Source organism: Aeromicrobium sp. 636, from assembly GCF_024433585.1.
Taxonomy (GTDB): domain Bacteria; phylum Actinomycetota; class Actinomycetes; order Propionibacteriales; family Nocardioidaceae; genus Aeromicrobium; species Aeromicrobium senzhongii.
In genome coordinates this window covers 775,120-799,647 of the sequence record NZ_WNJU01000001.1, presented here as the reverse complement: position 1 = coordinate 799,647, position 24,528 = coordinate 775,120, and the positions used below count along the sequence as shown (strand labels likewise).

Here is a 24,528-nt window from a genome sequence, read left to right as displayed (position 1 = left end):
CCCGCTGCCGGGCCTCAGCGCGGGACGGCGCCGAGGTGCTCCGCCAGCGCGGCGGTGCCCATCCCCGTGACCTCGAGGGACGCGCCGGGCGACGCCGCGGCGCCCACGAGCCACAGGCCGGGGCGCGGGCTCCTGGCCGGGCGCGGCAGATCGTCGGACGTCGGGGGAGCCGGGACGCTGCCGCGCCAGGTCACGAACGAGGTGAGGTCCAGTCCGTGGCGGGCCAGCACCGCCAGCGGATCCACGCCCCGCGGAGCCTCGAAGACCCAGCCGTCGGTTCCGGAGCGCCACCCGCGCACGACGTGGGAGTCGTGGACGACGAGGTCGTCGGGCACCTCGGCGGCGCCGTCCAGGCGGACCGCGGTGTGCTCCAGGCTCGGCGTCGGCGCGGCCGCCAGCGGATCGGTCCCCGTCGCCCACACGACCACGTCGGCCTCGCGGATCGATCCGTCCGCGAGCTCGACGCCGGAGTCGACCGGCCGGGCGACGTCGACGCCGGTCTCGATCGTCACCTTGCGCTCGCGCAGTCGCGTCGTCAGGGCGGTCGCCAGGCCGGCACTGCCGCCGTCGAAGCGCCAGCGCCCGAAGTTGCGCTCGACGTAGTGCCACACGGCCAGGACGCCCGGAGCGGACTCGGTGAGGCCGGGCAGGTCGGCGGCGAGCCGGCGCAGCCGCGGATCACGCAGGGCGCGGACGGTGCGGCTCAGCGACCGGTCGCTCCAGGCCACCTCGGGAACGGGGGAGTCGTGCGGGTGCGCCACCTCGAGCACGCTGCGGCGTAGCTCGTTCCACGGATCGGGTGACTCGTCGACCCACGGCGACCACGCGTCGGAGCCGAACGCCGCGACCACGGCGTCGTGCTGGGCACCGCGCGTGCCGAAGGGCAGGTCGAGGGTCACCGTGTGCCGCGGCCAACGAGCCGGCAGCACGTGGTGGCGCGGGCCGGCCGGGCTGATCGCGATGAGAGCGTCCATGGGGCGGCCGGACTTGCGGAACAGGTCGCGGAAGACGCCCGGCAGCGTCACGCTCTCGGGGCCCGCCGCCCAGCGGTCGCCACCGATCGGGACGCCCAGCAGCCGGCCGCCCGGCTCGGCCCCGCGCTCCAGGACGGTGACGTCGTGGCGCAGCTTCGCCAGCCGCGCCGCGGCCGACATGCCGGCGAATCCACCGCCCACGACCAGGATCCTCGCCATGCTCAGGGCCTCCGTCCGGTGTCCGCCGTGACCCCGCGCTGGGGTCCGTGGAGGCGATCCGTGGGTCGGTCGAGGGCCGCGAGATCCATGTCGCGACCGTACCGCGAGCGGCCCGGCCGACCGTCCTGTGGGAAGGTGGCGTCATGGGTCCGATCCGTGGCGTCCTGGCGTGGCAGTCCGTGCTCGACGCATTGGTGCAGGCCGGCGCGGCGGAGGACGGATCCGGCTCGCTGGACGTGCTCGACCTCGGGGGCGGCACCGGTTCGGACGCGGTCCGGGTCGCAGCCCTGGGCCACCGCGTGACCGTGGTCGACCCCAGCCCCGATGCGCTCGCCGCCTCGGCGCGACGTGCGGCCGAGGCGGGCGTGGAGGTCGAGGGACGTCTCGGCGACTCGGCCGACCTCGCCGAGCACGTCGCCGACGGATCGATCGATCTGGTGATCTGCCACGGGGTCCTCGAGCACGTCGTCGACCCCGCGCAGGCCGTGGACGCCGCTCGCGCCGTCCTGCGGCCCGGTGGCTGGCTCAGCGTGCTCGTGGCGGGCCGGGTCGCGGCCGTCGCCGCCCGAGCGGCCGCGGGCGACTTCGCCGGCGCGCAGGCCCTCGTCGCCGCCACTCCGGACGCGACCTGGGACCTCGCCGGCCTCGGGCCGCGACGCTGGCTGCCCGAGGAGCTCGAGGCGCTGCTGTCGGCTCACGGCCTGACGCCCGTCCTGGCCCAAGGAGTCAGAGTTCTCAGCGACGAGGTCCCCGGTGTCGTGGTGGACGGCTCCGCGGGCGCCCGCGAGCAGTTGTACGCGCTGGAGCGCGAGGTCCGGCGGATTCCCCAGTTCGCGGGACGTTCGGCTGGTTTGCAGACCATGGCCCGCCTAGAATCAACATCACACCCCTGATCAAGGAGTCCACCGTGCCACTGTCGGACGAAGAGGCCCGACTGCTCGCCCAACTGGAGCAGTCCTTGGCCGAAGAGGATCCCGAGTTCGCGTCCACGTTGCGCGGCTCCAAGTTGATCGCGCACAACCGTCGTGTCGCGGCCATCTGTGTCGTGGGCTTCCTGGCCGGCATTGCGATGTTGCTGGGCGGAGCCGTGTCCAAGATGACCTGGATCGGCGCCGCGGGCTTCGTCGTGATGGTGGCGTCCGCCTACCTGTTCGTCCGTGCCTGGCGCCGGGGGATCTCCGGGGCGCAGGAGCCGACTCGTCCCACGCCGTCCTCGCCGCGAGGCCCGAAGGGCTCCGGCTCGTTCGTCGAGCGGATGGAGGAGCGGTGGCAGCGTCGTCAGGACGACGGCTACTGATCCGCCCCCGCTGAAACCACCTCGACAGGCCCCGCCACGGCGGGGCCTTCGGCGTTCTTCCCCCTGATGCCCCACCAGGTGCGCTGAATCTCCCCACTTCCCTCCACCGGCCCGTCATCCCCGTGATGACGGGCCTTTTGCATGCCGTCTCACGCGACACACCCCGTCCCTTGACGAAAAGTGGGTGGATGGTGGAGCGTTGTGGGTTAAGGTGGTGCGTAGTGGTGGAAACACCGAACTTCGACCGCGAAGGGGAGCAACGTGGAACAGGAGGGACGCGATGACCGCACCGGCATCAGCGCACTTCTTCGGCACGTTCACCCCGCGGCTGGACGAGAAGGGGCGACTGTTCCTTCCCGCGAAGTTCCGCCCACTGCTCACGGACGGCGTGGTGTTGACCCGCGGTCAGGAGCACTGCATCTACGGGTGGACGCCCGAGGCGTTCGACGAGTTCTCGTCGCGAGCCCGGCAGGCGTCGTTCACGAACCGGCAGGCACGCAACTTCATCCGCATGCTCTTCGGCGGTGCGGCGCACGAGACGCCGGACAAGCAGGGGCGTGTGCCCGTCTCGCAGCTGCTGCGCGAGTGGGCCGGACTGGAGCGCGACTGCACGGTCGTGGGCACGGGCGAACGCTTCGAGATCTGGGACTCCACCCGATGGAACGACTTCTCCGACGAGCACGAGGAGGGCTTCGCCGACTTGTCGGAGGAGATCTTCCCCGGGATCTTCTGAGCGCGCGGACGGTGGGGCGCGATGCCCGCCTGAGGGGTTCTGACGTCACTTCCCCGGCGTCAGAACTCTGCAGGCGGGGATCGGGCCCCATCGGTCGTGCCCGTCAGGCGACGGAGTCGCGCGCATGAGCGCCCGGCACGTCCCGGTGATGCTGGACCGCGTCGTGTCGGAGTTCGCGCCCGTCGTGGAGCGGGTCGACCGTCCGGTCATCATCGATGCGACCCTCGGGCTCGGCGGACACACCGAGGCGCTGTTGACCCGGTACGAGAACCTGCACGTCATCGGCGTCGACCGCGACGGTGAGGCGCTGCGACGCGCGGGGGAGCGGCTGGCCCCGTTCGGCGATCGCTTCGAGGCCGCCCACGCGGTCTACGACGAGCTGCCCGAGGTCGTCGCGGCCAGCGGCCGCACGACCGTCGACGGCGTGCTGTTCGACCTCGGCGTCTCCTCGATGCAGCTGGACCTGGCCGAGCGCGGCTTCGCCTACGCCCAGGACGCGCCGCTGGACATGCGCATGAACCCCGAGGACGAGCTGACCGCGGCCGACGTGCTCAACACGTACGCAGAGGGCGACCTGGCTCGCATCCTGCGTGAGTACGGCGAGGAGAAGTTCGCCCGCCGGATCGCCAAGGAGATCGTCTCCGAGCGCGCGACGCGCCCCTTCGAGCGCAGCGACCAACTGGTCGACCTGATCCGCCGGTGCATCCCGGCGCCGGCGCGGCGCACGGGCGGCAACCCGGCCAAGCGCACGTTCCAGGCGCTGCGCATCGAGGTCAACGACGAGCTCGGCGTCTACCGCCGCGCCCTGCCGGCCGCTCTCGACCTGCTCTCGGTCGGTGGCCGCGTCGTCGTGCTGTCCTACCACTCGCTGGAGGACCGGATCACCAAGCGCGTCATCACCTCCGTCACCACCTCCAAGGCTCCGCGGGACCTGCCCGTCGTGCCCGAGTCCATGCTGGCCCGCTTCAAGTCCCTCACCCGGGGAGCCGAGCTGGCCAGCGAGGACGAGATCGCCGACAACCCCCGCGCGCGTTCGGTCCGGATGCGCGCTGTCGAACGGATCGCCGCCCCATGAGCACCGCCACCTCGCCCCGCACCCTGACCCGCACGGCCGTCGGCCGCTCCTCCGCGCTGGCCTCGGGGATCGCCGCCCGTGGCCGCGACGCCCGTGACGTCGGGCTGCGCCTCGTCGGCCCGGTCCGGGTCCGCGCCCGCCGGGCGCCGTTCGTCGTGGTCGTGCTCTCGGTTCTGGCTGCCGGGCTGGTCGGCCTGATCCTGCTCAGCACCGCGATGCAGGCCCAGGCCTTCCGCATCGACGAGCTGCAGCAGCGCTCGACGCTGCTGCAGGCCCAGAAGGAGCAGCTCGCCACCGAGGTCGACCGGATGCAGAGTCCCTCGGGCCTGGCCGATCGTGCCCTCACCGAGGGCATGGTGCCCAACGCGAACCCCGTCTTCCTGCGCCTCTCCGACGGCAAGGTCATCGGCGAGGCCGTCCCGGCCGAGCGCGGCACCAACGTCAGGAGGGCCGGCTGATGCCCGTCTCGGTCACCCGGACCCGGCTGCGGGTCCTCGTCGTCTGCGTCCTGGCGCTGTTCGCCCTCTTCGCGGGCCGGCTCTTCCAGATCCAGGCCGTCGACGCCAAGGCGTACGCCGCGATGGCGGTCGAGGCCGGCACCCGCAAGGCCGTCGTCCCCGCGCCGCGCGGCGACATCGTCGACCGCAACGGCGAGGAGCTGGTCACCAGCACCCAGGGGCTGACGATCACCGGCGACCCGTCCATGGCGGCGGACAAGGCTCCCGAGATCGCCCGGATCCTGCACGAGAAGCTCGGCGACGAGATCGACTACTTCGACACGATCCGCAAGCTCCGCACCCCGAAGTCCCGGTTCGTCTACCTGGCCAAGGACCTCCCGGCCTACGAGGCGCGCAAGGCGGTCCAGGCCGTGGCCGAGGCCGGGTACCCCGGCGTCTTCACGCAGACCAAGAGCCTGCGCAGCTACCCGGGCGGGTCGCTGGCGGCCAACGTCCTGGGCATCACCGAGGAGAACGGCAAGGGCATCGCCGGTCTCGAGGCGCAGTACGACGGCGAGCTGACCGGCACGGACGGGTCGTCGACCTACGAGGTCTCCTCGACCGGCCAGCGCATCCCGATGGCCGACTCGACGGTCAAGGAGATGATCCCGGGCAGCGACGTCAACACGACGCTCGACCGCGACCTGCAGTGGTACGCCGACCAGCGCCTGCGCGACGTCGTGAGCTCCGCGGGGGCCGACTACGGTCTCGCGGTCACGATGGACGTCCGCACGTGCCAGATCGTGCAGCTGTCGCAGGCGCCCACCTACAACCCGGACACGCGCGTCGGCGTCAACGACGCGACGCTGGTCAACCGCGCCGTCTCCAACGTCTTCGAGCCCGGCTCGGTCATGAAGACGATCACGATGGCGGCGTTGGCCGACCAGGGCAAGGTCGCGGCGGACACCAAGATCAAGGTCCCCTCGGGCATGGTCGTCGACGGCTTCCCGATCGGCGACTACTGGCAGCACGGCACCCTGCGGCTGACGGCGGCCGGCGTCATCGCCAAGTCGTCCAACCTGGGCACGATCGTGGCGGCCGAGCAGATGTCGGACTCGACCTTCTACTCCTACCTGCGCAAGTTCGGCTTCGGCTCCCGGAGCGGGATCGACCTGCCGGAGGAGTCGGTCGGCATCGTCTCGCCCGTGCGCGAGTGGACCAAGGCGAAGAAGGCGACGACCTCGTTCGGCCAGGGCGTCTCGGTCAACGCGATCCAGATGGTCCGCGCCGTGGGCGCGATCGCCAACGGCGGCGTCATGTGCACCCCGCGGGTGGTCGACTCGGTGACGAAGGCCGACGGCTCCGTCGAGAAGACCCCGGCCGGAGAGTCCCAGCGGGTCGTCTCGCGCGGGGCGGCCGCCGAGGTCACGCGGATGATGGAAGCGGTCACGGCCGACGACGGCACCGCCCCGGCGGCGCAGATCGAGGGCTACCGCGTGGCGGGCAAGACCGGTACGGCGTGGCGCGTCAACCCGACCACCGGCCGGTACGTGCGCGGACAGAACACGATCTCGTTCATGGGCTTCGCGCCCGCGGACAACCCGCGCTTCATCACCTACGTCGTGATCGACAAGCCGCCGGCCAACGCCGGTGGTGGCTCGATGGCCGGTCCGGTCTTCCAGGACATCATGTCCATGGCGCTGGAGCGTTTCGGCGTGGCGCCCACCGGCGCGAAGCCGCCGAAGATCAAGCAGGACTGGTAGCCCGCGTGGCGCCCGGTAGGTTGGGGCGAGTGGATGAGATGAGGGTCAGGCCGCTGAACGTCCCCGTGTGGACCCTCTCGAGGGTCGGCGACGCGCTCCCGGGATCGACCGTCTCGGGGGACGCCACGGTCACCGGGATCAGCCTCTCGACTCGCGACGTGGTCGCGGGCGACCTGTTCGCCGCACTGCCCGGCGCCACGACCCACGGCGTTCGGTTCGCCGCCCAGGTCCTCGAGGCCGGCGCGGTGGCGGTGCTGACCGATCCGGAGGGTGCGGCGGCGCTGCCGGCCGACGTGCCCCGGGTCGTCGTGGACCGGCCGCGAGCCCGCCTGGCCGCCTTCGCGGCGGACTTCTACGGTCACCCGAGCACGCGCTTCACGACGATCGGCGTCACGGGGACCCAGGGCAAGACGACCACCACCTACCTGGCCGAGGCGGCGCTGGGGGAGTCCGACGCGGCGGTGATCGGCACGATCGGCACCCGGATCGCGGGCCGTCCCGCCGCGAGCAGCCTCACCACGCCGGAGGCGCCCGCCCTCCAGGCGCTCTTCGCCGTCATGGCCGAGGAGCAGGTCGCGGCCTGCGCGATGGAGGTCTCGAGCCACGCGATCGTCCAGGGTCGCGTCGACGGCTTCGTGCTGGACGCGGCGGTCTTCCTGAACCTCGGGCGCGACCACCTGGACTTCCACCACGACGTGGAGTCGTACTTCCAGGCCAAGGCCGCGCTCTTCACCCCCGAGCACGCCCGTCGCGCCGTCATCAACCTCGACGACGCCCACGGTCGCCGGCTGACCGAGCTCACGACCCTGCCCGTGACGACCTTCTCCACCGAGGGCGCGGCGGCCGACTGGCGCGCCGTCAACATCCGCGCGCACCGACTGGGCAGCGACGTCACGCTGCTCGCTCCCGACGGCCGCGAGACGGAGCTGTCCGTCCCGCTGCCGGGCGCCTTCAACGTCTCGAACGCGGTCGCGGCGGTCGTGGCGCTCGCCGGGGAGGGGCACGACCTGCAGCGCCTTGCGGACGGCATCGCCACCGCGCGCGGCGTCCCGGGCCGGATGGAGCGGGTCGAGGAGGGCCAGTCCTTCACGGCGATCGTCGACTACGCCCACAAGCCGGAGGCGGTCGAGGCCGTGCTGCACGCACTGCGCCCCGTCACGGCCGGTCGGCTCATCGTCGTGCTCGGCGCCGGCGGCGACCGCGACCGTGGCAAGCGCCCCCTCATGGGCGAGGTGGCCGCCCGGCTGGCCGACGTGCTCGTCGTCACCGACGACAACCCCCGCAGCGAGAACCCCGCGAGCATCCGGGCCGAGGTCCTGGCCGGTGCCGAGTCGGGTGCCGCCCAGGTGCTGGAGATCGGCGACCGCCGCGAGGCGATCGCCGCGGCGGTCGATCTCGCGCGCACCGGCGACACCGTCGTCGTCGCGGGCAAGGGGCACGAGCGCGGCCAGCAGGTGGGCGACGTCGTCCACCCGTTCGACGACCGCGAGGTGCTCGCCGAGCTGATCGGGGACGTCCGGTGATCCGCACGACACTGGCGCAGATCGCCGAGGCGACGCGCGGACGCGTGGAGGGTGATGACACCCTCGCCGTCCACGGTCCCGCCGTCGTCGACTCCCGCCGGGTCGTGCCCGGATCGCTGTTCGTCGCGATCCCCGGTGAGCGGGTCGACGGAAACGACTTCGTCGGGACGGCCCTGGACGCCGGCGCCGTCGCGAGCCTGGCCACCCGCGAGGTGCCCGGGCCGCACGTGCTGGTGGACGAGCCCGTCCACGCCCTCGGCCTGTTGGCGACCGATCGGCTGGCGGCGCTGCGCCGCGGGGCCGACGTCACCGTGGTGGCCGTGACGGGGTCGCAGGGCAAGACCAGCGTCAAGGACCTGATGGCGCACGTCCTCTCGACACGCGGCGCCACCGTCGCACCCGAGGGCTCCTTCAACAACGAGCTCGGCGTGCCGCTGACGGTGCTGCGTGCCGACGAGGGCACCCGGAACCTGGTCCTGGAGATGGGGGCGCGTGGCATCGGCCACATCGCCACGCTCTGCGCGATCGCCCCGCCCGACGTGGCGGTCGTCCTGAACGTCGGCAGCGCCCATGCGGGGGAGTTCGGCGGTCTCGACCGCACGGCGCAGGCCAAGGGCGAGCTGGTCGAGGCCCTCGGTCCCGACGGCATCGCGGTCCTCAACGCCGATGACCCGCGCGTGGCCGCGATGGCCTCGCGCACGCGCGGCCGCGTCGTGACCTTCGGCCGGGCCGGGGACGTCCGCCTCGTGGGGGACGTCACCCTCGACGAGGACGGGTACCCGCACTTCGTCCTCGAGGTCGACGGTGAGCGGTACGAGGCCGCCGTGCCCCAACTGGGCGACCACCAAGCCATGAACGCCGCCGCCGCGGTGGCCGCCACGACGGCGGCGGGCGTGCCCGTCGCCGACGCCGTGGCCGCTCTGGCCGGGGCCCACGCGGCGTCGCCCATGCGGATGGAGCGCCACCGGACCAGCACGGGTGCGGTGGTCATCAACGACGCCTACAACGCGAACCCCGAGTCCATGTCCGCGGCCCTGCGCACCCTGGCCGAGCTGGCCCCGGGACGCGGCGTCGCCGTCCTCGGTGAGATGCTGGAACTGGGCGAGGAATCGCCGGATCAGCACCGCCGCATCGGTCGGCTCGCAGCCGACCTCGGAATCGCGCGGGTCGTCGCCGTGGGCGCGGCCGCCGCGGACATCGCGGAGGGCGCCGGTCCGGTCGGGGAGTCGGTCCCGGACGTCGAGACGGCCGTGACCGTCGTCTCCGCGAGCCTGGACCCCGATGCTGTGGTGCTTGTGAAAGCATCGAGAGGCGCCCGCCTCGAGCGGGTCGCCGAAGCGCTGTTGCGCGACTGAATCACGTCACGGAAGGAACGAACGGAAGCGATGCTGGCCGTATTGATCGCGGGGGTCGTCGGGCTCGTGGGAACGCTCGTCGGTACCCGATTCGCGATCTCCGTGCTCGTGAAGAAGGGCTACGGGCAGCTCATCCGCGATGACGGCCCCACGTCGCACCACGTCAAGCGCGGCACCCCGACCATGGGTGGACTCGTCATCATCGTGTCCACCGTCCTGGGCTACGCCATCGCCAAGCTCATCACCGGGCACGAGACGAGCGCCTCGGCGCTGCTGTTGCTGTTCCTGTTCGTGGGACTGGGCGCCATCGGCTTCCTCGACGACTGGATCAAGGTCAGCAAGCAGCGCAGCCTCGGCCTGCGCAGCAAGGCCAAGATGATCGGCCAGATCCTCGTCGGCCTGGTGTTCGCCGTGCTGGCGATCGGCTGGGAGGACGGCGACGGCCAGACCCCGATCACGCACGCGATCTCCTTCACCCGGGATCTGCCCTGGACCCTGCCCACCGTCCTGCTGGTCCTGTGGGTGCTGCTGATGATCGCCGGCGCCAGCAACGGCGTGAACCTCACCGACGGACTCGACGGCCTGGCCACGGGTGCCTCGGTGATGGTCTTCGGCGCCTACGTCCTGATCAACGTCTGGCAGTCCAACCAGAGCTGCTTCATGCCCGACGCCGGCCCCAAGTGCTACGAGGTGCGCGACCCGCTCGACCTGGCCGTCGTCGCCTCGGCCGTCACCGGCGCGTGCTTCGGCTTCCTGTGGTGGAACGCCTCGCCGGCCAAGATCTTCATGGGCGACACCGGCTCGCTCTCCCTGGGCGGCCTGATGGCCGGCTTCGCCCTGATGACCCGCACCGAGCTGTTGCTCGCGGTCATCGGCGGCCTGTTCGTCATCATCACGTTCTCGGTGATCCTGCAGGTGGGCTACTTCAAGCTCAGCGGCGGCAAACGGATCTTCCGCATGGCCCCGCTGCAACACCACTTCGAGCTCAAGGGCTGGGCCGAGATCACGATCGTGGTCCGGTTCTGGATCATCAGCGGCATCTGCGTCGTCTCCGGAATCGGCCTCTTCTACTGGGAGTGGGTCGCCGGTGCCTTCTGACCGCGACGTGTCATCGCTCGGGCGCGAGGACGCCTGGGAGGGAGTGCGCGCCGTCGTCACCGGCTTCGGCGTCAGCGGCTTCGCGGCCGCCGACACGCTGAACCACCTGGGCGCCGACGTCATCGTCCTGGACGAGTCCGAGGGCGACGGGCACCGTGCCGAGCAGGCACAGCTGCTGGAGGTGCTGGGCGCGGACGTGCGGCTGGGCCCCGGCTCCACGGCCACGCTGCCGCAGGACGTCGACCTCGTCGTCACCTCGCCGGGGTGGCGCCCGACCGCTCCGCTGCTGGTCGAGGCCGCCGGGCGTGGGGTGCCCGTCTGGGGCGAGGTCGAGCTGGCCTGGCGACTCCGCGGACCGGATCCAGCCCCGTGGCTGGCCGTCACCGGCACGAACGGCAAGACCACGACCGTGCAGATGCTGGAGTCGATCCTGCAGGCCGCCGGGCTGCGCGCCCAGGCGGTCGGCAACGTCGGCACCCCTGTCGTCGAGGCGGTCATGGACCCGGCAGGCCGTGACGTGCTGGCCGTCGAGCTCTCGAGCTTCCAGCTGCACTGGACCCGGTCGATGTCCGCCCAGGCGGCCGCCGTGCTCAACCTCGCGCCGGACCACTACGACTGGCACGGCGGGGCCGAGTCCTATGCCGCCGCCAAGGGCAAGGTCTACGAGCGGGCCCAGATCGCCTGCGTCTACAACGTCGCCGACGAGGCCACGATGCGACTGGTCGAGCAGGCCGACGTCGTCGAGGGCGCCCGCGCGATCGGCTTCACCCGGGCGATCCCCGAGGTCGGCATGGTCGGCATCGTCGACGACCTGCTGGTCGACCGGGCGTTCGTCGAGGAGCGCGTCACCAGCGCCGCCGAGCTCGCCTCGCTGGCCGACCTGGACGACGCCTCACCGCACAATGTCGAGAACGCCCTCGCGGCCGCGGCCCTGGCCCGCGCGCACGGAGTGCCGGCGGTCGCCGTCCGCGACGGCCTGCGTGCCTTCCGCCTCGGACCCCACCGGATCAGCACGGTCGCCGAGAGTGGCGGCGTGCGCTGGGTCGACGACTCCAAGGCCACCAACCCGCACGCCGCCCGGGCGTCGCTGCTCGCCTTCGACCACGTGGTCTGGGTGGCCGGGGGACTGGCCAAGGGCGCGACCTACGCCGATCTGGCGCGCGACGTCCGCGACCGGTTGCGGGGAGCGGTCCTGATCGGCGCCGACCGTGACCTGATCGCGGCCGCCCTGGCCGAGCACGCGCCGGACGTCCCGGTCGAGATCGTCGACGCCGCCGACGCCGAGGCGCTCATGGACGCCGTCGTGGCCGCCGCCGGGCGCCTGGCCCGGCCCGGCGACACGGTCCTCCTGGCTCCCGCCGCCGCGTCGATGGACCAGTTCCGCGACTACGCCCACCGCGGCGACGCGTTCGCGCAGGCCGTTCGCCGCGTCACCGGCTGAGCCGGGACGGGGACGCGACACGCGTCCCAGATGCAGGTCCGTCGACGCCCCACGGGCCACACTGATGAGAGTTTCTCTTCTTCTTCCCCGAAGGAACGCCATGAGTACCACCGCTTCTCGGCGGTCGTCGAGCAAGCTCGAGGCCGTGCGGACCCTGCTCGAGCGTCCGCTCGCGTCGTACCAGCTCGTGCTGGGCACGACCGGGCTGTTGCTCGGCCTGGGGCTGATCATGGTGCTCAGTGCCAGCTCGGTGCTCGCCCTGCGGGTCTACGGCAACTCCTTCGAGATCTTCCTGCGTCAGGCGATCTTCGCCGTCGTCGGCGTCACCGCGATGGTGATCGCGATGCGCATCCCGCTCGACCGCGTCCGCCAGCTCGCCCGACCGGCCCTGTTCGGCGTCGTGCTGCTGATCGGTCTGACCTTCACGCCGCTGGGCATGGAGATCAACGGCAACCGCAACTGGATCCCGCTGTTCGCCGGCTTCAACCTGCAGCCCTCGGAGTTCGCCAAGCTCGCGATCGTGCTGTGGATCGCCGATGTCTACACGCGCCGCCACAAGTACCTGGGCACGGCGCGCTACGTCATCACCCCGGTCGTCCCCATCGCGGGCGCGGTCTCGGCCCTGGTCGTGTTCCAGAAGGACCTGGGCACCGCCGTCATCTTGTTCGCGATCATCGCCGGACTGCTGTGGATCGCGGGCCTTCCGCTCAAGCCCATGCTGGCCTTCGGTGCCGGCCTCGTGGTCATCCTGCTGTTCTTCGTCGCCACCGCCCAGCACCGCGTCGACCGCTTCATGTCGTTCCTCAACCCGATGGCCGATCCGGAGAAGTCCGGCTACCAGGCCATCAAGGCGATGATGGGCTTCGCCCGCGGCGGGTTCTGGGGTCTGGGCCTGGGCAGCAGCCGCCAGAAGTGGGGCGCCCTGCCCGAGGCGCACACCGACTTCATCCTCGCCGTGATCGGCGAGGAGCTCGGCCTGGCCGGCAGCCTCGTCGTCCTGGCGCTGTTCGGTCTGCTGGCGTACACCGGCTTCCGGATCGCGCACCGCAGCCGCGACCGCTTCGCCCGCTACCTGGCGGCCGGCATCACCATCTGGATCACCACGCAGGCCGTCATCAACATCGGCATGGTGCTGGGTCTGCTGCCGGTCATCGGCGTGCCGTTGCCGCTCATCTCGTACGGTGGATCCAGCATGCTCGCCACTCTCGCCGCGCTCGGCCTGCTCGCCAACTGCGCCACCACCGAACCCGGGGCCGCCCGTGCCCTGTCGACCTCCCGTCGGGCCAAGGCCCGCAAGAAGCAGCGCAAGGTGGGTCGTTGACCATGCGGGTCCTGCTCGCCGGCGGAGGCACCGCCGGCCACACCTCTCCGTTGCTCGCGACCGCGGCCGTCCTGGCCGAGGCGGGCGACGACGTCCTGTGCCTGGGCACGCCGCGCGGTCTCGAGGTCACCCTCATCCCGCAGGCCGGCTACGCCCTCGAGCTCGTCCCGCCCGTGCCGTTGCCGCGCCGCCCCAACGGCGACCTGGTGCGACTGCCGCGCAACCTGCGCCGGTCGGTCTCGGCCACGCTGAAGGTGATCGACACGTTCCGCCCCGATGTCGTCGTCGGCTTCGGCGGCTACGTCTCGGTGCCGGCCTACCTGGCCGCTCGCAAGCGCAAGCTGCCCCTGGTCGTGCACGAGGGCAACGCGCTGCCCGGGATCGCGAACAAGCTCGGGGCGCGGCTGACCCGCCACGTCGCCACGAGCTTCCCCGACACGCCCCTGCGGCACGCCACCTACGTGGGGCTGCCCATCCGTCGCCAGATCGCCCACCTCGACCGCGAGGCGTCCCGGGCGCAGGGCCGGGAGCACTTCGGCCTCGACGCCGATCGCCCCACGATCCTGGTCACGGGCGGCTCCCAGGGGGCCCGCCGCATCAACACCACGATGGCGGCCGCCTCGCGCGACCTCGCCGACGCCGGCATCCAGGTGCTGCACGCGGCCGGGCGCCCCGAGGAGGTCGAGCTGTCGCGCCGTCCCGGCGACCCGCCCTACGTCGTCGAGCAGTACATCGACCGGATCGACCTGGCCTACGCCGCCGCCGACCTCGTCGTGTGCCGCTCCGGCGCCAACACGGTCACCGAGGTCTCCTCGGTCGGACTGCCCGCCGTCTTCGTCCCGCTGCCGATCGGCAACGGCGAGCAGGCCCTCAACGCCCACCCCGTGGTGGGTGCCGGGGGAGCGCTGCTGATCGACGACGCGGCGTTCACCCCCGCCTGGGTGGACAGTGCCGTGGTGCCGCTGGTGACCTCGCCCGAACGTCTCGCGAGCATGTCCCGGGCCGCGTCCGGCATCGTGCGCGGTGACGCCGCCGAGCAGTTGGCGGCCATGGTGCACCGAGCCGGCGAGGCCGGCCGGTGAGGATCGACCTGCCCGACGAGGTCCTGCCCGCCGACCGGCTCGGCCGCGTGCACCTGATCGGCATCGGCGGCGCCGGCCTGTCCGCGATCGCCCTGCTCATGCACGAGTCCGGGGTCGACGTGACGGGCAGCGACGCCCGCGACTCCGCCGTCCTGGAGCGGCTGCGGGCGGCGGGGATCGTCTGCCACGTCGGCCACGCCGCCGAGCACCTCGCCGACCGCGACACCGTCGTCGCCTCGACCGCCGTCCCGGAGGACAACCCCGAGGTCGTCGAGGCGCGCCGACGGGGGTTGCGGCTGTGGCCCCGCTCGGCCGGGCTCATGTCGACGATGCTGTCCGACCGCCGGATCGCGGTGGCCGGCACGCACGGCAAGACGACCACGACGGCCATGCTGACGTTCGCCCTGCGCGGCGCCGGAGCCGATCCGTCCTTCGCGATCGGTGCCGAGGTCGCGGGTCTGGGCACCAACGCGCGTCGCGGCGCCGGGCCCGAGTTCGTCGTCGAGGCCGACGAGAGCGACGGCGCGTTCCTGCACTACCGCCCGTACGCCGCGGTCGTCACCAACATCGACGCCGACCACCTCGACACGTGGGGCACCGTCGACGCCTACGAGCAGGCGTTCGCCGACTTCGCGTCGACGGTCGAGGAGGTCGTGGCGGTCTCGGCCGATGACCCCGGCTGCCGCCGGCTGGTCGAGGCGGGCACGTCCGCGCGACTCGTGACGGCCGGCTTCGCCGCGGACGCCGACGTCCGGGGCACCCACGTCGTGGTCGAGGGCTCGACCACGCGCTTCACGGTCTCCGGCGCCGGGCTCGGCCCGACCGAGGTCGTGCTCGCCGTCCCCGGTCGGCACTACGCCGCCGACGCGTTGCTCGCGCTGGCGATCGGGATCGAGCTGGGCCACGACGCGGCCGGCCTGATCGACGGCCTGGCCGCGTACACCGGCGCCGCGCGCCGGATGGAGCCCAAGGGCGCGGCCGGTGGCGTGCGCGTCGTCGACTCCTACGCCCACCACCCGACCGAGATCGCCGCGGACCTGGCCGCCGCCCGCGCCCTGGCCGGCGACGACCGTCTCGTGGTGGTGTTCCAGCCGCACCTGGTCAGCCGCACCCGGCTCTTCGGTGAGCGGATGGGCCAGGAGCTCGCCGCCGCCGACGTCGTCGTGGTCGCGGACCTCTACCTGGCCCGTGAGGCCGCCGACCCCGACGTGACGTCGGACCTGGTCGTGCGGGCCGCGGGTCCCGGTGCGCTCGCCGGGGGTTCGGTGCAGGACGTGCCGCGTCTGCTGGCCTCGCTCGTGCGACCCGGGGACCTCGTGCTGACCCTGGGTGCCGGCGACGTGACGACGGTGGGGCCGGCGCTGCTGGACCTGCTGCGGGACTCCGCCGATGAGTGATCGCTTCACCGAGAAGCTGCGACAACGGCGCCGCCGGTCGCGATGGCGGATCGCCGGTGTCGTGGCTGCCGTGCTGGCCCTCGTCGCCGCCGGCTGGGCGGTGTGGTTCTCCAGCCTGCTCGAGGCCCGGACGGTCGAGGTCACAGGAGTGGAGCACCTTCCCGCCGAGTGGGTGGTCCGGTCGGCCCAGGTACCGCTGGGCACCCCGGTGCCGCGTATCGACACCGACGCGGTCGCCGAGCGGGTCGCCACCTTGAAGCCCGTCGAGTCGGTCCGGATCGAGCGCGACCTGCCGCACACCATCCGGATCGTCGTCACCGAGCGCTCGGCCGTCGCCTGGGTCGATCGGTCGGGCACGCCCTGGGCCGTGGACGAGTCGGGGATCGCCTACCGTCCCTTGAACTCGCGACCGACGCACCTGCCGCGCCTCGACGTGGACGTCGACGACCGTGAGGTCGTGGCGGCCGTCGCCCGCGTCGCGGCCGACATCGCGGACGGCGACCGTGAGCTGCTCGGTGACACCGACGTCATCCGGGCCGAGACCACGGACTCGATCGAGCTGGCACTGACGAAGCGCCGCACGGTCGTGTGGGGGAGTGCCGAGCAGGCGCGCCCCAAGCTGGCCGTGCTGCGGCCCCTGCTGCAGATCAAGGCACGCAGCTACGACGTCAGTGCGCCCGAGCGCCCGACGACCCTCAAGTGACGCGTCTCTCCCCATCCGTCACAACAACACGCCGGTGACACGGCGTGTCACCACTGAACGACTCGCGCGCGCCCCTAGTGTCTAGACATCGACGAGGTTGACATAACTATAAGCCTCGACTTGAAGGTTAAGGTTGAAGGGGAACGACATGGCGGTCCAGAACTACCTTGCGGTGATCAAGGTCGTCGGCATCGGCGGCGGTGGTGTCAACGCCGTGAACCGCATGATCGAGGCCGGGCTCAAGGGTGTGGAGTTCATCGCGATCAACACCGATGCCCAGGCATTGCTCATGACCGATGCGGACGTGAAGCTCGACGTCGGTCGCGACTCGACGCGCGGCCTCGGTGCCGGCGCCGATCCCGAGATCGGCAAGAAGGCGTGCGAGGACCACGCGGAGGAGATCGAGGCGGCCCTCAAGGGCGCCGACATGGTCTTCGTCACCGCGGGTGAGGGCGGCGGCACGGGCACCGGCGGTGCCCCCGTCGTGGCGCGCCTCGCGCGTTCGCTCGGCGCGCTGACGATCGGCGTGGTGACGCGCCCGTTCAAGTTCGAGGGACGCAACCGCGCGGCGCAGGCCGACCTGGGCGTCCAGCGGCTGCGCGAGGAGGTCGACACCCTCATCGTCATCCCCAACGACCGACTCCTGTCGATCAGTGACCAGAGCATCAGCCTGCTCGACGCCTTCCGCCAGGCCGACCAGGTGCTCTACCAGGGCGTCTCGGGCATCTCCGAGCTCATCACCACGCCCGGTCTGATCAACGTCGACTTCGCCGACGTGAAGTCGATCATGAGCGACGCCGGCTCGGCCCTCATGGGCATCGGCTCGGCGCGCGGCGAGCACCGCGCCGCCACGGCCGCCGAGCTCGCCGTCTCCAGCCCGCTGCTCGAGGCGTCCATCGAGGGCGCCCGCGGCGTGCTGCTGTCGATCGCGGGCGGGTCCGACCTGGGCCTGTTCGAGATCAACGAGGCGGCCGAGCTGGTGCAGGAGGCCGTCCACGAGGACGCCAAGATCATCTTCGGTACGGTCATCGACGACTCGCTGGGCGACGAGGTGCGGATCACCGTCATCGCGGCCGGCTTCGACGGTGGCGAGCCCAAGCAGCGCGACACGGCCCAGCCGGCGCTGCGGGGCCGCGAGGCGCAGCAGTCCTCCAGCGGTACCGCACAGGAGTCCGCCCCCGCCGCCCGGCCGCAGGCCGAGCGCGAGCGCCCGACGGAGCAGCGCGTCGTCACCGAGCCCGTGCCGGTGGGACGGCCCTCCGGCCAGGAGTTCGGCGACGGCCTGGACATCCCGGACTTCCTGCGCTGATCGTGACGCCCGCTCCCGCTCCGCTGTGGTTCCGGGCCGACGTGGGTCATGCGCGGCTCGGCTTCACCGACGCGCGGACCGACCTCGGTCGCGGACCCGCCGCTGACGGGTCGGCCGTCGCGGGGGTCCAGTCCCTCGGGGCGGCCCTGGGCGGACGCCCGGCGCTCATGCGTCAGGTCCACGGAGCCCAGGTGGCGGTCGCGGACCCGGACGCGCCGACGCCGCAGGCCGATGCGCTCATCGTCGACCGGCCCGGAATCGTCGCGATCGTGCGCGTGGCCGACTGCACCCCTGTCGTCGTGGTGGCGCCGGACCGGCCGCTCGCGGCCGTCGTGCACGCCGGCCGGGTCGGGATGGCCGCCGGAATCGTCACCGCCACGGTCGACCAGTTGCGTCGCCGCGGCGCCGAGCAGCTCGAGGCGTGGGTCGGCCCGCGGGCCTGTGGCCGGTGCTACGAGGTCCCCGCACAGATGGCCGACGACGTTGCGGCGCTCGAGCCGGCCGCCCGCGCGACCACGCGCCGCGGCACGCCCGGCCTCGACATCGGTGCCGGTGTCATCGCCCAGTTGCAGCGCGCCGGCGTGACCGTCCACGACCTCGGTGGCTGCACGATCGAGGACGACACCTTCTGGTCCCACCGACGCCAGGGCGACGCGGCCGGCCGCTTCGGCGCCGGTGTCGTGCTGGGGGAGGCCGGTGACCATGCGGCGCCGTGACGAGCTGGAGAACAACCTCGCCGCCGTGCGCGAGCGCATCGCCCGCGCGTGCGAGCAGCACGGCCGTGCGGCCGACGACGTCACCTTGATCGTCGTCACCAAGACCCATCCCGCCTCCGACGTGGCGATCCTGGCCGAGCTCGGCGTCACCGACGTCGGCGAGAACCGTCACCCCGAGGCCGGCGACAAGCACCGCCAGGTGGTCGAGGCCGGGATCGACCTGCGCTGGCACTTCGTCGGCGCGCTGCAGACCAACAAGGCCGGCGCCGTCGCGCGGTACGCCGACGTCGTCCAGAGCCTCGACCGGCCCAAGCTGGCGCGCGCGCTCGACCGCGGCGCGCAGGCGGCCGGGCGCACCCTGCGGTGCCTGATCCAGGTCGACTTCGACACGACCGATCCCGGCCGGGCCGGGGTGCCGCCCCAGGACGTGGCCGCGCTGGCCGAGGTCGTCGTGACCGAGTGCCCGCACCTGGAGCTCGGCGGCGTGATGACCGTGGCACCCCTGGGGCAGGACCCCGCACCGAGCTTCGCGCACCTGCGCGAGATCAGCACCGAGCTCACCCGCACCGTGCCGTCGGCGACGACGATCTCGGCCGGGATGAGTGAGGACTTCGAGACCGCCATCGCCCACGGGGCGACACACGTACGCGTGGGTCGCTCGGTGCTCGGGCAGCGGTCCTTACTGCAGTAGTCTCAACAACGTCAAGACCGAGGATCGGGAGTGAGCATGGCTGGCGCAATGCGGAGGATGGGCGAGTACCTGGGACTCGTCGAGCAGGCCGAGTACGACGACGCGCTCGAGTACGAGCCGGAGGCCTCGGCGCGCCCTGCTGCACCCGTGCGTCAGGCCGCCGCGCCCCAGCAGGTGGCGCCGCGCACCGTGACCGCGCTCGACGACCGACGTCAGCCCGGCATGTCCGTGGCCGACCTCGCCCGGATCGAGACCGTCACGCCGCGCACCTACAACGACGCCCGCACGATCGGCGAGTCCTTCCGCTCGGGCGTGCCCGTGATCATGAACCTGTCCGACATCGGCGACGACGACGCCAAGCGGCTCGTCGACTTCGCCGCGGGCCTGGTGTTCGCGGTCCACGGCACGATCAACCGGATCACCGCCAAGGTCTTCCTGCTGTCGCCCGAGGGGGTCCAGGTCTCCGACGAGGACCGGGCCACGCTGGCCGCCGGCGGCTTCTACAACCAGAGCTGAGGCTCCGTGTCGCTGATCGGCTCCATCCTCTACAACCTGATCTACCTGGCGATCATCTTCGTGATCGCCCGTTTCGTCGTGGACTGGGTGCAGCTGCTGGCGCGCCAGTGGCAGCCCCGCGGTGCGATCGCCGTGCTGTGCGAAGCGATCTTCACCGTGACCGACCCGCCGCTGCGTGCGTTGCGCAAGGTCATCCCGCCCATCCGGCTCGGCGGCATCATGCTCGACGTCTCCGCGATGGTGTTGTTGCTGCTGTTGTTCATCGCCCAATCGTTGGTGCTGGTCATCTTTTAGGTGACCGTTGAGACTTGAGCGCCATCCGACTGCTCGGTGCTTAAGATGAAGCGGTACCGTTGACGACGGCTCCGAAGCTTTCAGACCGAAACATACGACTCACACGCAGAGGTGACCAGATGGCGCTCACGCCCCAGGACATTCGCGACAAGCAGTTCACCGCCGTGCGCTTGCGCGACGGATACGACATGGGCGAGGTCGAGCAGTTCCTCGACGAGGTCGAGGTCGAGTTCGAGCGTCTCGTCAACGAGAACTCCGAGCTCAAGGCGAAGGTCGCCGAGCTCGAGGCCGCCCTCGAGGAGGCCTCGAAGGCCCAGCCCGCTCCCGCGGCTGCCAAGCCCGAGCCGGCCAAGGCCCCCGAGCCGGTCAAGGCTCCCGAGCCCACGCCCGCCCCGGCGCCCGCCGCTCCCCAGGAGCTGCGCGTCACCTCCACCTCGGAGGCCTCCACGGCCGCCGCGCGTCTGCTCGAGATCGCGTCGGCCAACGCCGACCAGCTCATGGACGCCGCGAAGGAAGAGGCCGACTCCATCATCGGTGAGGCCCGTGTCGAGGCCGAGCAGCTCTCGGCCGAGGCCCGTCGCAACGCCGACACGCTGCAGTACGAGTCGCGCAAGCGCGCCGAGCAGCTGGACGTCGAGACCGAGCAGCGTCGCAAGGAGGTCATCTCCAACCTCGAGCGCGAGCGTCAGGAGCTCCAGGGCGAGATCGACCACCTGCGTGCCTACGAGCGCGAGTACCGCGCCCGTCTGAAGGCGTACTTCCAGGATCAGCTCGCCCAGCTCGAGGGCAGCGCTCCGGTGGCGCCGAAGCAGGGCACCGCGCTCGACGGCGGGTCCGAGTGACCTTCGCCCGAGCCGCGTACTGAGTCGTATGACAACGGCGCCCGACCCCCTGAGGGGTCGGGCGCCGTTGGCGTTCCCGGCGGTCAGGCCCGCTGCAGGCTGACCGACAGGCCGAGGTCCTCGTCGCGCACGTCGTCGGCCGCTCCAGCCTCGAACGACACCGCGAGCACCTCCTCGGCGATGCTGGCACCGTGCTGGCGCAGGGCCTCGGCGGTCTCGCCCTCGGCGGCCCAGGTCAGGGTGATCCGGTCGGTGATCTCCAGGCCGGCGGACTTGCGGGCCTCCTGGATCACGCGGACCGCCTCGCGGGCCAGCCCGGCCAGGCGCAGCTCGTCGTCGATCGCCAGGTCCAGGGCGACGGTTTCGCCCTGCTCGTTGACGACGGACCAGCCCTCACGCGGGCGCTCGGTGATGATGACGTCGTCGGCCTCGACCTGCCACGACGCGCCGTCGGCGCCCGTGACGGTGGCGGAGCCGGACTCCAGCGCGGCGGCCAGCTCGCCCGCGTCCGCCGCGGCGATCGCCTGAGCCACCACGGGGGTCTGCTTGCCGTGACGCTTGCCGAGCTGGCGGAAGTTCGCCTTGGCCGAGAACTCGACCAGGTCGGCGCCGGCGTCGGCCAGGGAGCCGAGCTCGAGGATGTTCAGCTCCTCGCAGACCTGCTCGCGCAGCTCCGGGCCGAGGTGGTCGAAGTGCGCCGAGCCGATGAGGGCGCGGCGCAGCGGCTGCCGGGTGCGGACCTTCGCCTCGGCCCTCGCGGCGCGACCGAGCTCGGTGACGCGGCGGGCCAGGGAGACGCGCCCGGCCAGGCCGTCGACGACGAGCGACTCGTCGACCTGCGGCCAGGAGGCGAGGTGGACCGACGGTGCGGCGCCGGGGGTGACCGGGACGATGACGTCCTGCCACACCCGCTCGGTGACGAACGGCACCAGCGGAGCCATCAGGCGGGTCAGGACGTCCAGCACCTCGTGCAGGGTCGCCAGGGCGGCTGCGTCGCCGCGCCAGAAGCGCTTGCGCGAGCGGCGCACGTACCAGTTGGACATCTCGTCGACGAAGGTCGACAGCAGGGCGCCGGCTCGCTGGGTGTCGAAGTCCTCGAGCGACGCGGTGACGTCGCGGACGAGGTCCTGCGTCTGCGACAGCAGCCAGCGGTCCAGCACACCGCGCTCGGCGACCGGGGGAGCGGCGCCGTCGGCCGGGCTCCATTCCTCGGCGCGGGCGTACAGGACGTGGAACGCCACGGTGTTCCAGTAGGTCAGGAGCACCTTGCGGACGATCTCGGTCAGGGCGTTGTGCCCGATCCGGCGGGCCGACCACGGCGAGCCGGAGGCAGCCATGAACCAGCGCAGTGCGTCGGCGCCGTGCTCGTCCATGAGCGGCATGGGCAGCAGGATGTTGCCCAGGTGCTTGCTCATCTTGCGGCCGTCCTCGGCCAGGATGTGACCCAGGCACACGACGTTCTCGTAGCTGGAGCGGTCGAACACCAGGGTGCCGACGGCCATGAGGGAGTAGAACCAGCCGCGGGTCTGGTCGATGGCCTCACAGATGTACTGCGCGGGGTAGGCCTGCTCGAACTTCTCCTTCGAGCCCTCGACGTGGGGGTACCCCCACTGGGCGAACGGCATGGAGCCGGAGTCGAACCACGCGTCGATGACCTCGGGGACGCGGCGGTAGGTGCCGGGCTCGCCGTCGATCGTGAAGGTGACGTCGTCGATGTACGGGCGGTGCGGGTCCAGGTTCGACTGGTCCGTGCCGGTCAGCTCGGACAGGTGCGCCAGCGACTCGACGCACACGACCTTGCTCGGGTCGGCGTCGTTGCGCCAGATCGGCAGGGGAGTGCCCCAGAACCGATTGCGCGACAGCGACCAGTCGATGTTGTTCTCGAGCCAATCGCCGTAGCGGCCGTGCTTGATGGTCTCGGGGTACCAGTTCGTCTGCTCGTTCTGGGCGAGCAGCTCGTCCTTGCGCGCCGTGGTGCGGATGTACCAGGCCGGCAGGGCGAAGTACATCAGCGGCGTGTGGCAGCGCCAGCAGTGCGGGTAGCTGTGCTCGTAGTCGAGCTTGCGGAACAGCAGCCCGCGCGCGTCGAGGTCGGCGACCAGCGTCGGGTCGGCCTCCTTGAAGAACGCTCCGCCGACCAGGTCGACATCGGCCTCGAAGTGGCCGTCGGGCGTGATCGGGTTGACGACGGGCAGGCCGTAGGCCTTGCAGACCGCCATGTCATCGGCGCCGAAGGCGGGGGACTGGTGCACCAGGCCCGTGCCGTCGTCGGTCGTGACGTAGTCGCCCAGCACGACGAAGTGCGCGTCGGGGATCTCGACCAGGTCGAACGGTCGGCGGTAGGTCCAGCGCTCCATGTCGCGGCCGGTCATCGTCTCGGTGACGTCCCAGCCCTCGCCCAGGGCGCTGCCGACCAGCGGCTCGGCGACGACGACGCGGTCGGAGCCGTCGGTCGCGACGACGTACGTGACGTCGGGGTGGACGGCGACCGCGGTGTTCGAGACCAGCGTCCACGGCGTGGTGGTCCACACCAGCAGGTCGGTGCCCGCCCAGGGGCCGGACGTCAGCGGGAAGCGGACGTAGACCGACGGATCCACGACGGTCTCGTAGCCCTGGGCCAGCTCGTGGTCCGACAGGGTCGTGCCGCAGCGCGGGCAGTACGGGGCGACCCGGTAGTCCTCGACCAGCAGGCCCTTGCCGTGGATCTGCGACAGCGCCCACCAGACGCTCTCGACGTAGGAGGCGTCCATCGTGCGGTAGGGGTGGGCCATGTCGGTCCAGTAGCCCATGCGCGCGGTCATGTCCTCGAAGACGTCGACGTTGCGCAGCACCGACTCGCGGCACTTGGCGTTGAACTCGGCGATGCCGTAGGCCTCGATGTCGGGCTTGCCGTTGAAGCCCAGCTCCTTCTCGACCGCGATCTCGACGGGCAGGCCGTGGCAGTCCCAGCCGGCCTTGCGGTCGACGTGGTAGCCCTGCATCGTCTTGAAGCGCGGGAAGACGTCCTTGAAGACGCGCGCTTCGACGTGGTGGGTGCCGGGGACGCCGTTGGCGGTGGGCGGTCCCTCGTAGAAGGTCCAGCGCGGAGCGTCGGCGGGGGTGTCGAGGCTGGCCGCGAACGTGCCCTGCTCGGCCCAGAGATCGAGGATCTCGCGCTCCATCGCCGGAAGGTCGACATGGGCGGGTACCGGGCGGTAGCGCAGCGGTTCTCCGGCGGTGCCGGAGAGGGCGGTCGCAGGCTGCGCTGCGGGGGCGTTCGGGGTGTCCTGACTCACCCGGTCGATTCTACGGTGAGCCGACTTGCACCGGCTTCGTGGTCGGTTTAGTGTCCCGGGCATGCCCAAGACCACGCTGGCCGTCCGCTCGGACGAGACGCCCTGGACCACCGCCGAGGCCACGGCCGTGCGCGAGGAACTCACCGAGGATCTCGCTCGTTTGAAGTCCGAACTCGTCGATTCCGCCCGGGATCTGCAGGACATCCTGGCCGGTGGCGTCGACGGCGCGGGCAACGATCAGGCCGACGTCGGATCGAACAGCCTCGAGCGTGACGCCGAGCTCTCGCTCGCCGCGAACCAGCGCGAGCTGCTGCTCCAGACGGAGAAGGCCCTCTCGCGTCTCGACGACGGCACGTACGGCGTGTGCGAGCTGTGCGGCGAGCCCATCGGCAAGCTGCGTCTCATGGCCTTCCCCCGCGCGACGTTGTGCATGGACTGCAAGCGCCGCGAGGAGCGTCGCTGAGCAC

General features: G+C 71.8%; 23 protein-coding genes. 21 read left to right on the top strand and 2 right to left on the bottom strand.

Annotated features, from left to right (window positions below):
- Positions 1-14 precede the first annotated feature (14 nt).
- Complete coding sequence (locus GL325_RS03895) at positions 15-1,193, bottom strand: NAD(P)/FAD-dependent oxidoreductase (protein ID WP_187768658.1); 1,179 nt, start codon at positions 1,191-1,193, stop codon at positions 15-17.
- Positions 1,194-1,336: 143 nt separating this feature from the next.
- Here GL325_RS03895 and GL325_RS03890 point away from each other — a divergent pair, with 143 nt between their 5' ends.
- The 20 genes from GL325_RS03890 (at position 1,337) to GL325_RS03795 (ending at position 20,786) form a co-directional block, all read left to right on the top strand.
- Positions 1,337-2,086, top strand: coding sequence for a bifunctional 2-polyprenyl-6-hydroxyphenol methylase/3-demethylubiquinol 3-O-methyltransferase UbiG (locus GL325_RS03890; RefSeq protein WP_187768657.1), 750 nt, complete (start codon positions 1,337-1,339; stop codon positions 2,084-2,086).
- 14 nt (positions 2,087-2,100) lie between these two features.
- Positions 2,101-2,490: a DUF3040 domain-containing protein gene (locus GL325_RS03885; protein ID WP_187411851.1), complete on the top strand. Its 390-nt coding sequence runs from the start codon at positions 2,101-2,103 to the stop codon at positions 2,488-2,490.
- Positions 2,491-2,770: 280 nt separating this feature from the next.
- Positions 2,771-3,223, top strand: a complete 453-nt coding sequence (mraZ, locus tag GL325_RS03880) for a division/cell wall cluster transcriptional repressor MraZ (protein WP_154595281.1) — start codon at positions 2,771-2,773, stop codon at positions 3,221-3,223.
- Between the two features lie 124 nt (positions 3,224-3,347).
- Positions 3,348-4,298 (top strand): 16S rRNA (cytosine(1402)-N(4))-methyltransferase RsmH, encoded by a 951-nt coding sequence (rsmH, locus tag GL325_RS03875; RefSeq protein WP_154595280.1) that lies wholly within the window; start codon positions 3,348-3,350, stop codon positions 4,296-4,298.
- Positions 4,295-4,756, top strand: a complete 462-nt coding sequence (locus GL325_RS03870) for a hypothetical protein (RefSeq protein ID WP_187768656.1) — start codon at positions 4,295-4,297, stop codon at positions 4,754-4,756. The genes rsmH and GL325_RS03870 overlap by 4 nt, the downstream gene beginning before the upstream one ends.
- Positions 4,756-6,498: a penicillin-binding protein 2 gene (locus GL325_RS03865; protein WP_154595278.1), complete on the top strand. Its 1,743-nt coding sequence runs from the start codon at positions 4,756-4,758 to the stop codon at positions 6,496-6,498. The genes GL325_RS03870 and GL325_RS03865 overlap by 1 nt, the downstream gene beginning before the upstream one ends.
- Before the next feature lie 38 nt (positions 6,499-6,536).
- Positions 6,537-8,021: a UDP-N-acetylmuramoyl-L-alanyl-D-glutamate--2,6-diaminopimelate ligase gene (locus GL325_RS03860; RefSeq protein ID WP_187769018.1), complete on the top strand. Its 1,485-nt coding sequence runs from the start codon at positions 6,537-6,539 to the stop codon at positions 8,019-8,021.
- Positions 8,018-9,376: a UDP-N-acetylmuramoyl-tripeptide--D-alanyl-D-alanine ligase gene (gene murF, locus GL325_RS03855; RefSeq protein WP_187768655.1), complete on the top strand. Its 1,359-nt coding sequence runs from the start codon at positions 8,018-8,020 to the stop codon at positions 9,374-9,376. Before GL325_RS03860 ends, murF begins: the two co-directional genes overlap by 4 nt.
- 30 nt (positions 9,377-9,406) lie before the next feature.
- A complete protein-coding gene (gene mraY, locus GL325_RS03850) occupies positions 9,407-10,474 on the top strand; it encodes a phospho-N-acetylmuramoyl-pentapeptide-transferase (RefSeq protein ID WP_154595277.1) in 1,068 nt (355 codons plus the stop codon).
- A complete protein-coding gene (gene murD, locus GL325_RS03845; RefSeq protein WP_255955506.1) occupies positions 10,464-11,915 on the top strand; it encodes a UDP-N-acetylmuramoyl-L-alanine--D-glutamate ligase in 1,452 nt (483 codons plus the stop codon). Before mraY ends, murD begins: the two co-directional genes overlap by 11 nt.
- A 100-nt stretch (positions 11,916-12,015) precedes the next feature.
- Positions 12,016-13,236: a putative lipid II flippase FtsW gene (gene ftsW / locus GL325_RS03840; RefSeq protein WP_154595276.1), complete on the top strand. Its 1,221-nt coding sequence runs from the start codon at positions 12,016-12,018 to the stop codon at positions 13,234-13,236.
- A gap of 2 nt (positions 13,237-13,238) precedes the next feature.
- A complete protein-coding gene (murG, locus tag GL325_RS03835; protein ID WP_154596231.1) occupies positions 13,239-14,318 on the top strand; it encodes an undecaprenyldiphospho-muramoylpentapeptide beta-N-acetylglucosaminyltransferase in 1,080 nt (359 codons plus the stop codon).
- Positions 14,315-15,715 (top strand): UDP-N-acetylmuramate--L-alanine ligase, encoded by a 1,401-nt coding sequence (gene murC, locus GL325_RS03830; RefSeq protein ID WP_187768654.1) that lies wholly within the window; start codon positions 14,315-14,317, stop codon positions 15,713-15,715. Before murG ends, murC begins: the two co-directional genes overlap by 4 nt.
- Complete coding sequence (locus GL325_RS03825) at positions 15,708-16,418, top strand: cell division protein FtsQ/DivIB (RefSeq protein WP_154595275.1); 711 nt, start codon at positions 15,708-15,710, stop codon at positions 16,416-16,418. Before murC ends, GL325_RS03825 begins: the two co-directional genes overlap by 8 nt.
- 148 nt (positions 16,419-16,566) lie before the next feature.
- Positions 16,567-17,727, top strand: a complete 1,161-nt coding sequence (gene ftsZ, locus GL325_RS03820; protein ID WP_187768653.1) for a cell division protein FtsZ — start codon at positions 16,567-16,569, stop codon at positions 17,725-17,727.
- A 2-nt stretch (positions 17,728-17,729) separates the two neighbouring features.
- Positions 17,730-18,443 (top strand): polyphenol oxidase family protein, encoded by a 714-nt coding sequence (locus GL325_RS03815; protein ID WP_187768652.1) that lies wholly within the window; start codon positions 17,730-17,732, stop codon positions 18,441-18,443.
- The gene (locus GL325_RS03810; RefSeq protein ID WP_187769016.1) at positions 18,430-19,134 is read left to right on the top strand and encodes a YggS family pyridoxal phosphate-dependent enzyme; all 705 of its coding nucleotides are present in this window, start codon (positions 18,430-18,432) and stop codon (positions 19,132-19,134) included. The genes GL325_RS03815 and GL325_RS03810 overlap by 14 nt, the downstream gene beginning before the upstream one ends.
- 36 nt (positions 19,135-19,170) lie before the next feature.
- Positions 19,171-19,650, top strand: coding sequence for a cell division protein SepF (locus tag GL325_RS03805; protein ID WP_154595273.1), 480 nt, complete (start codon positions 19,171-19,173; stop codon positions 19,648-19,650).
- Positions 19,651-19,656: 6 nt separating this feature from the next.
- Entirely contained in the window at positions 19,657-19,944 is a 288-nt protein-coding gene (locus GL325_RS03800) for a YggT family protein (protein ID WP_187411855.1), read from the top strand.
- Between the two features lie 119 nt (positions 19,945-20,063).
- A complete protein-coding gene (locus tag GL325_RS03795; RefSeq protein ID WP_154595272.1) occupies positions 20,064-20,786 on the top strand; it encodes a DivIVA domain-containing protein in 723 nt (240 codons plus the stop codon).
- A gap of 83 nt (positions 20,787-20,869) precedes the next feature.
- Here GL325_RS03795 and ileS read toward each other — a convergent pair whose 3' ends face one another.
- Complete coding sequence (ileS, locus tag GL325_RS03790) at positions 20,870-23,989, bottom strand: isoleucine--tRNA ligase (protein ID WP_255499396.1); 3,120 nt, start codon at positions 23,987-23,989, stop codon at positions 20,870-20,872.
- A gap of 133 nt (positions 23,990-24,122) precedes the next feature.
- Here ileS and GL325_RS03785 point away from each other — a divergent pair, with 133 nt between their 5' ends.
- Positions 24,123-24,524, top strand: a complete 402-nt coding sequence (locus GL325_RS03785) for a TraR/DksA family transcriptional regulator (RefSeq protein ID WP_154595270.1) — start codon at positions 24,123-24,125, stop codon at positions 24,522-24,524.
- The last annotated feature ends 4 nt before the right edge of the window (positions 24,525-24,528 follow it).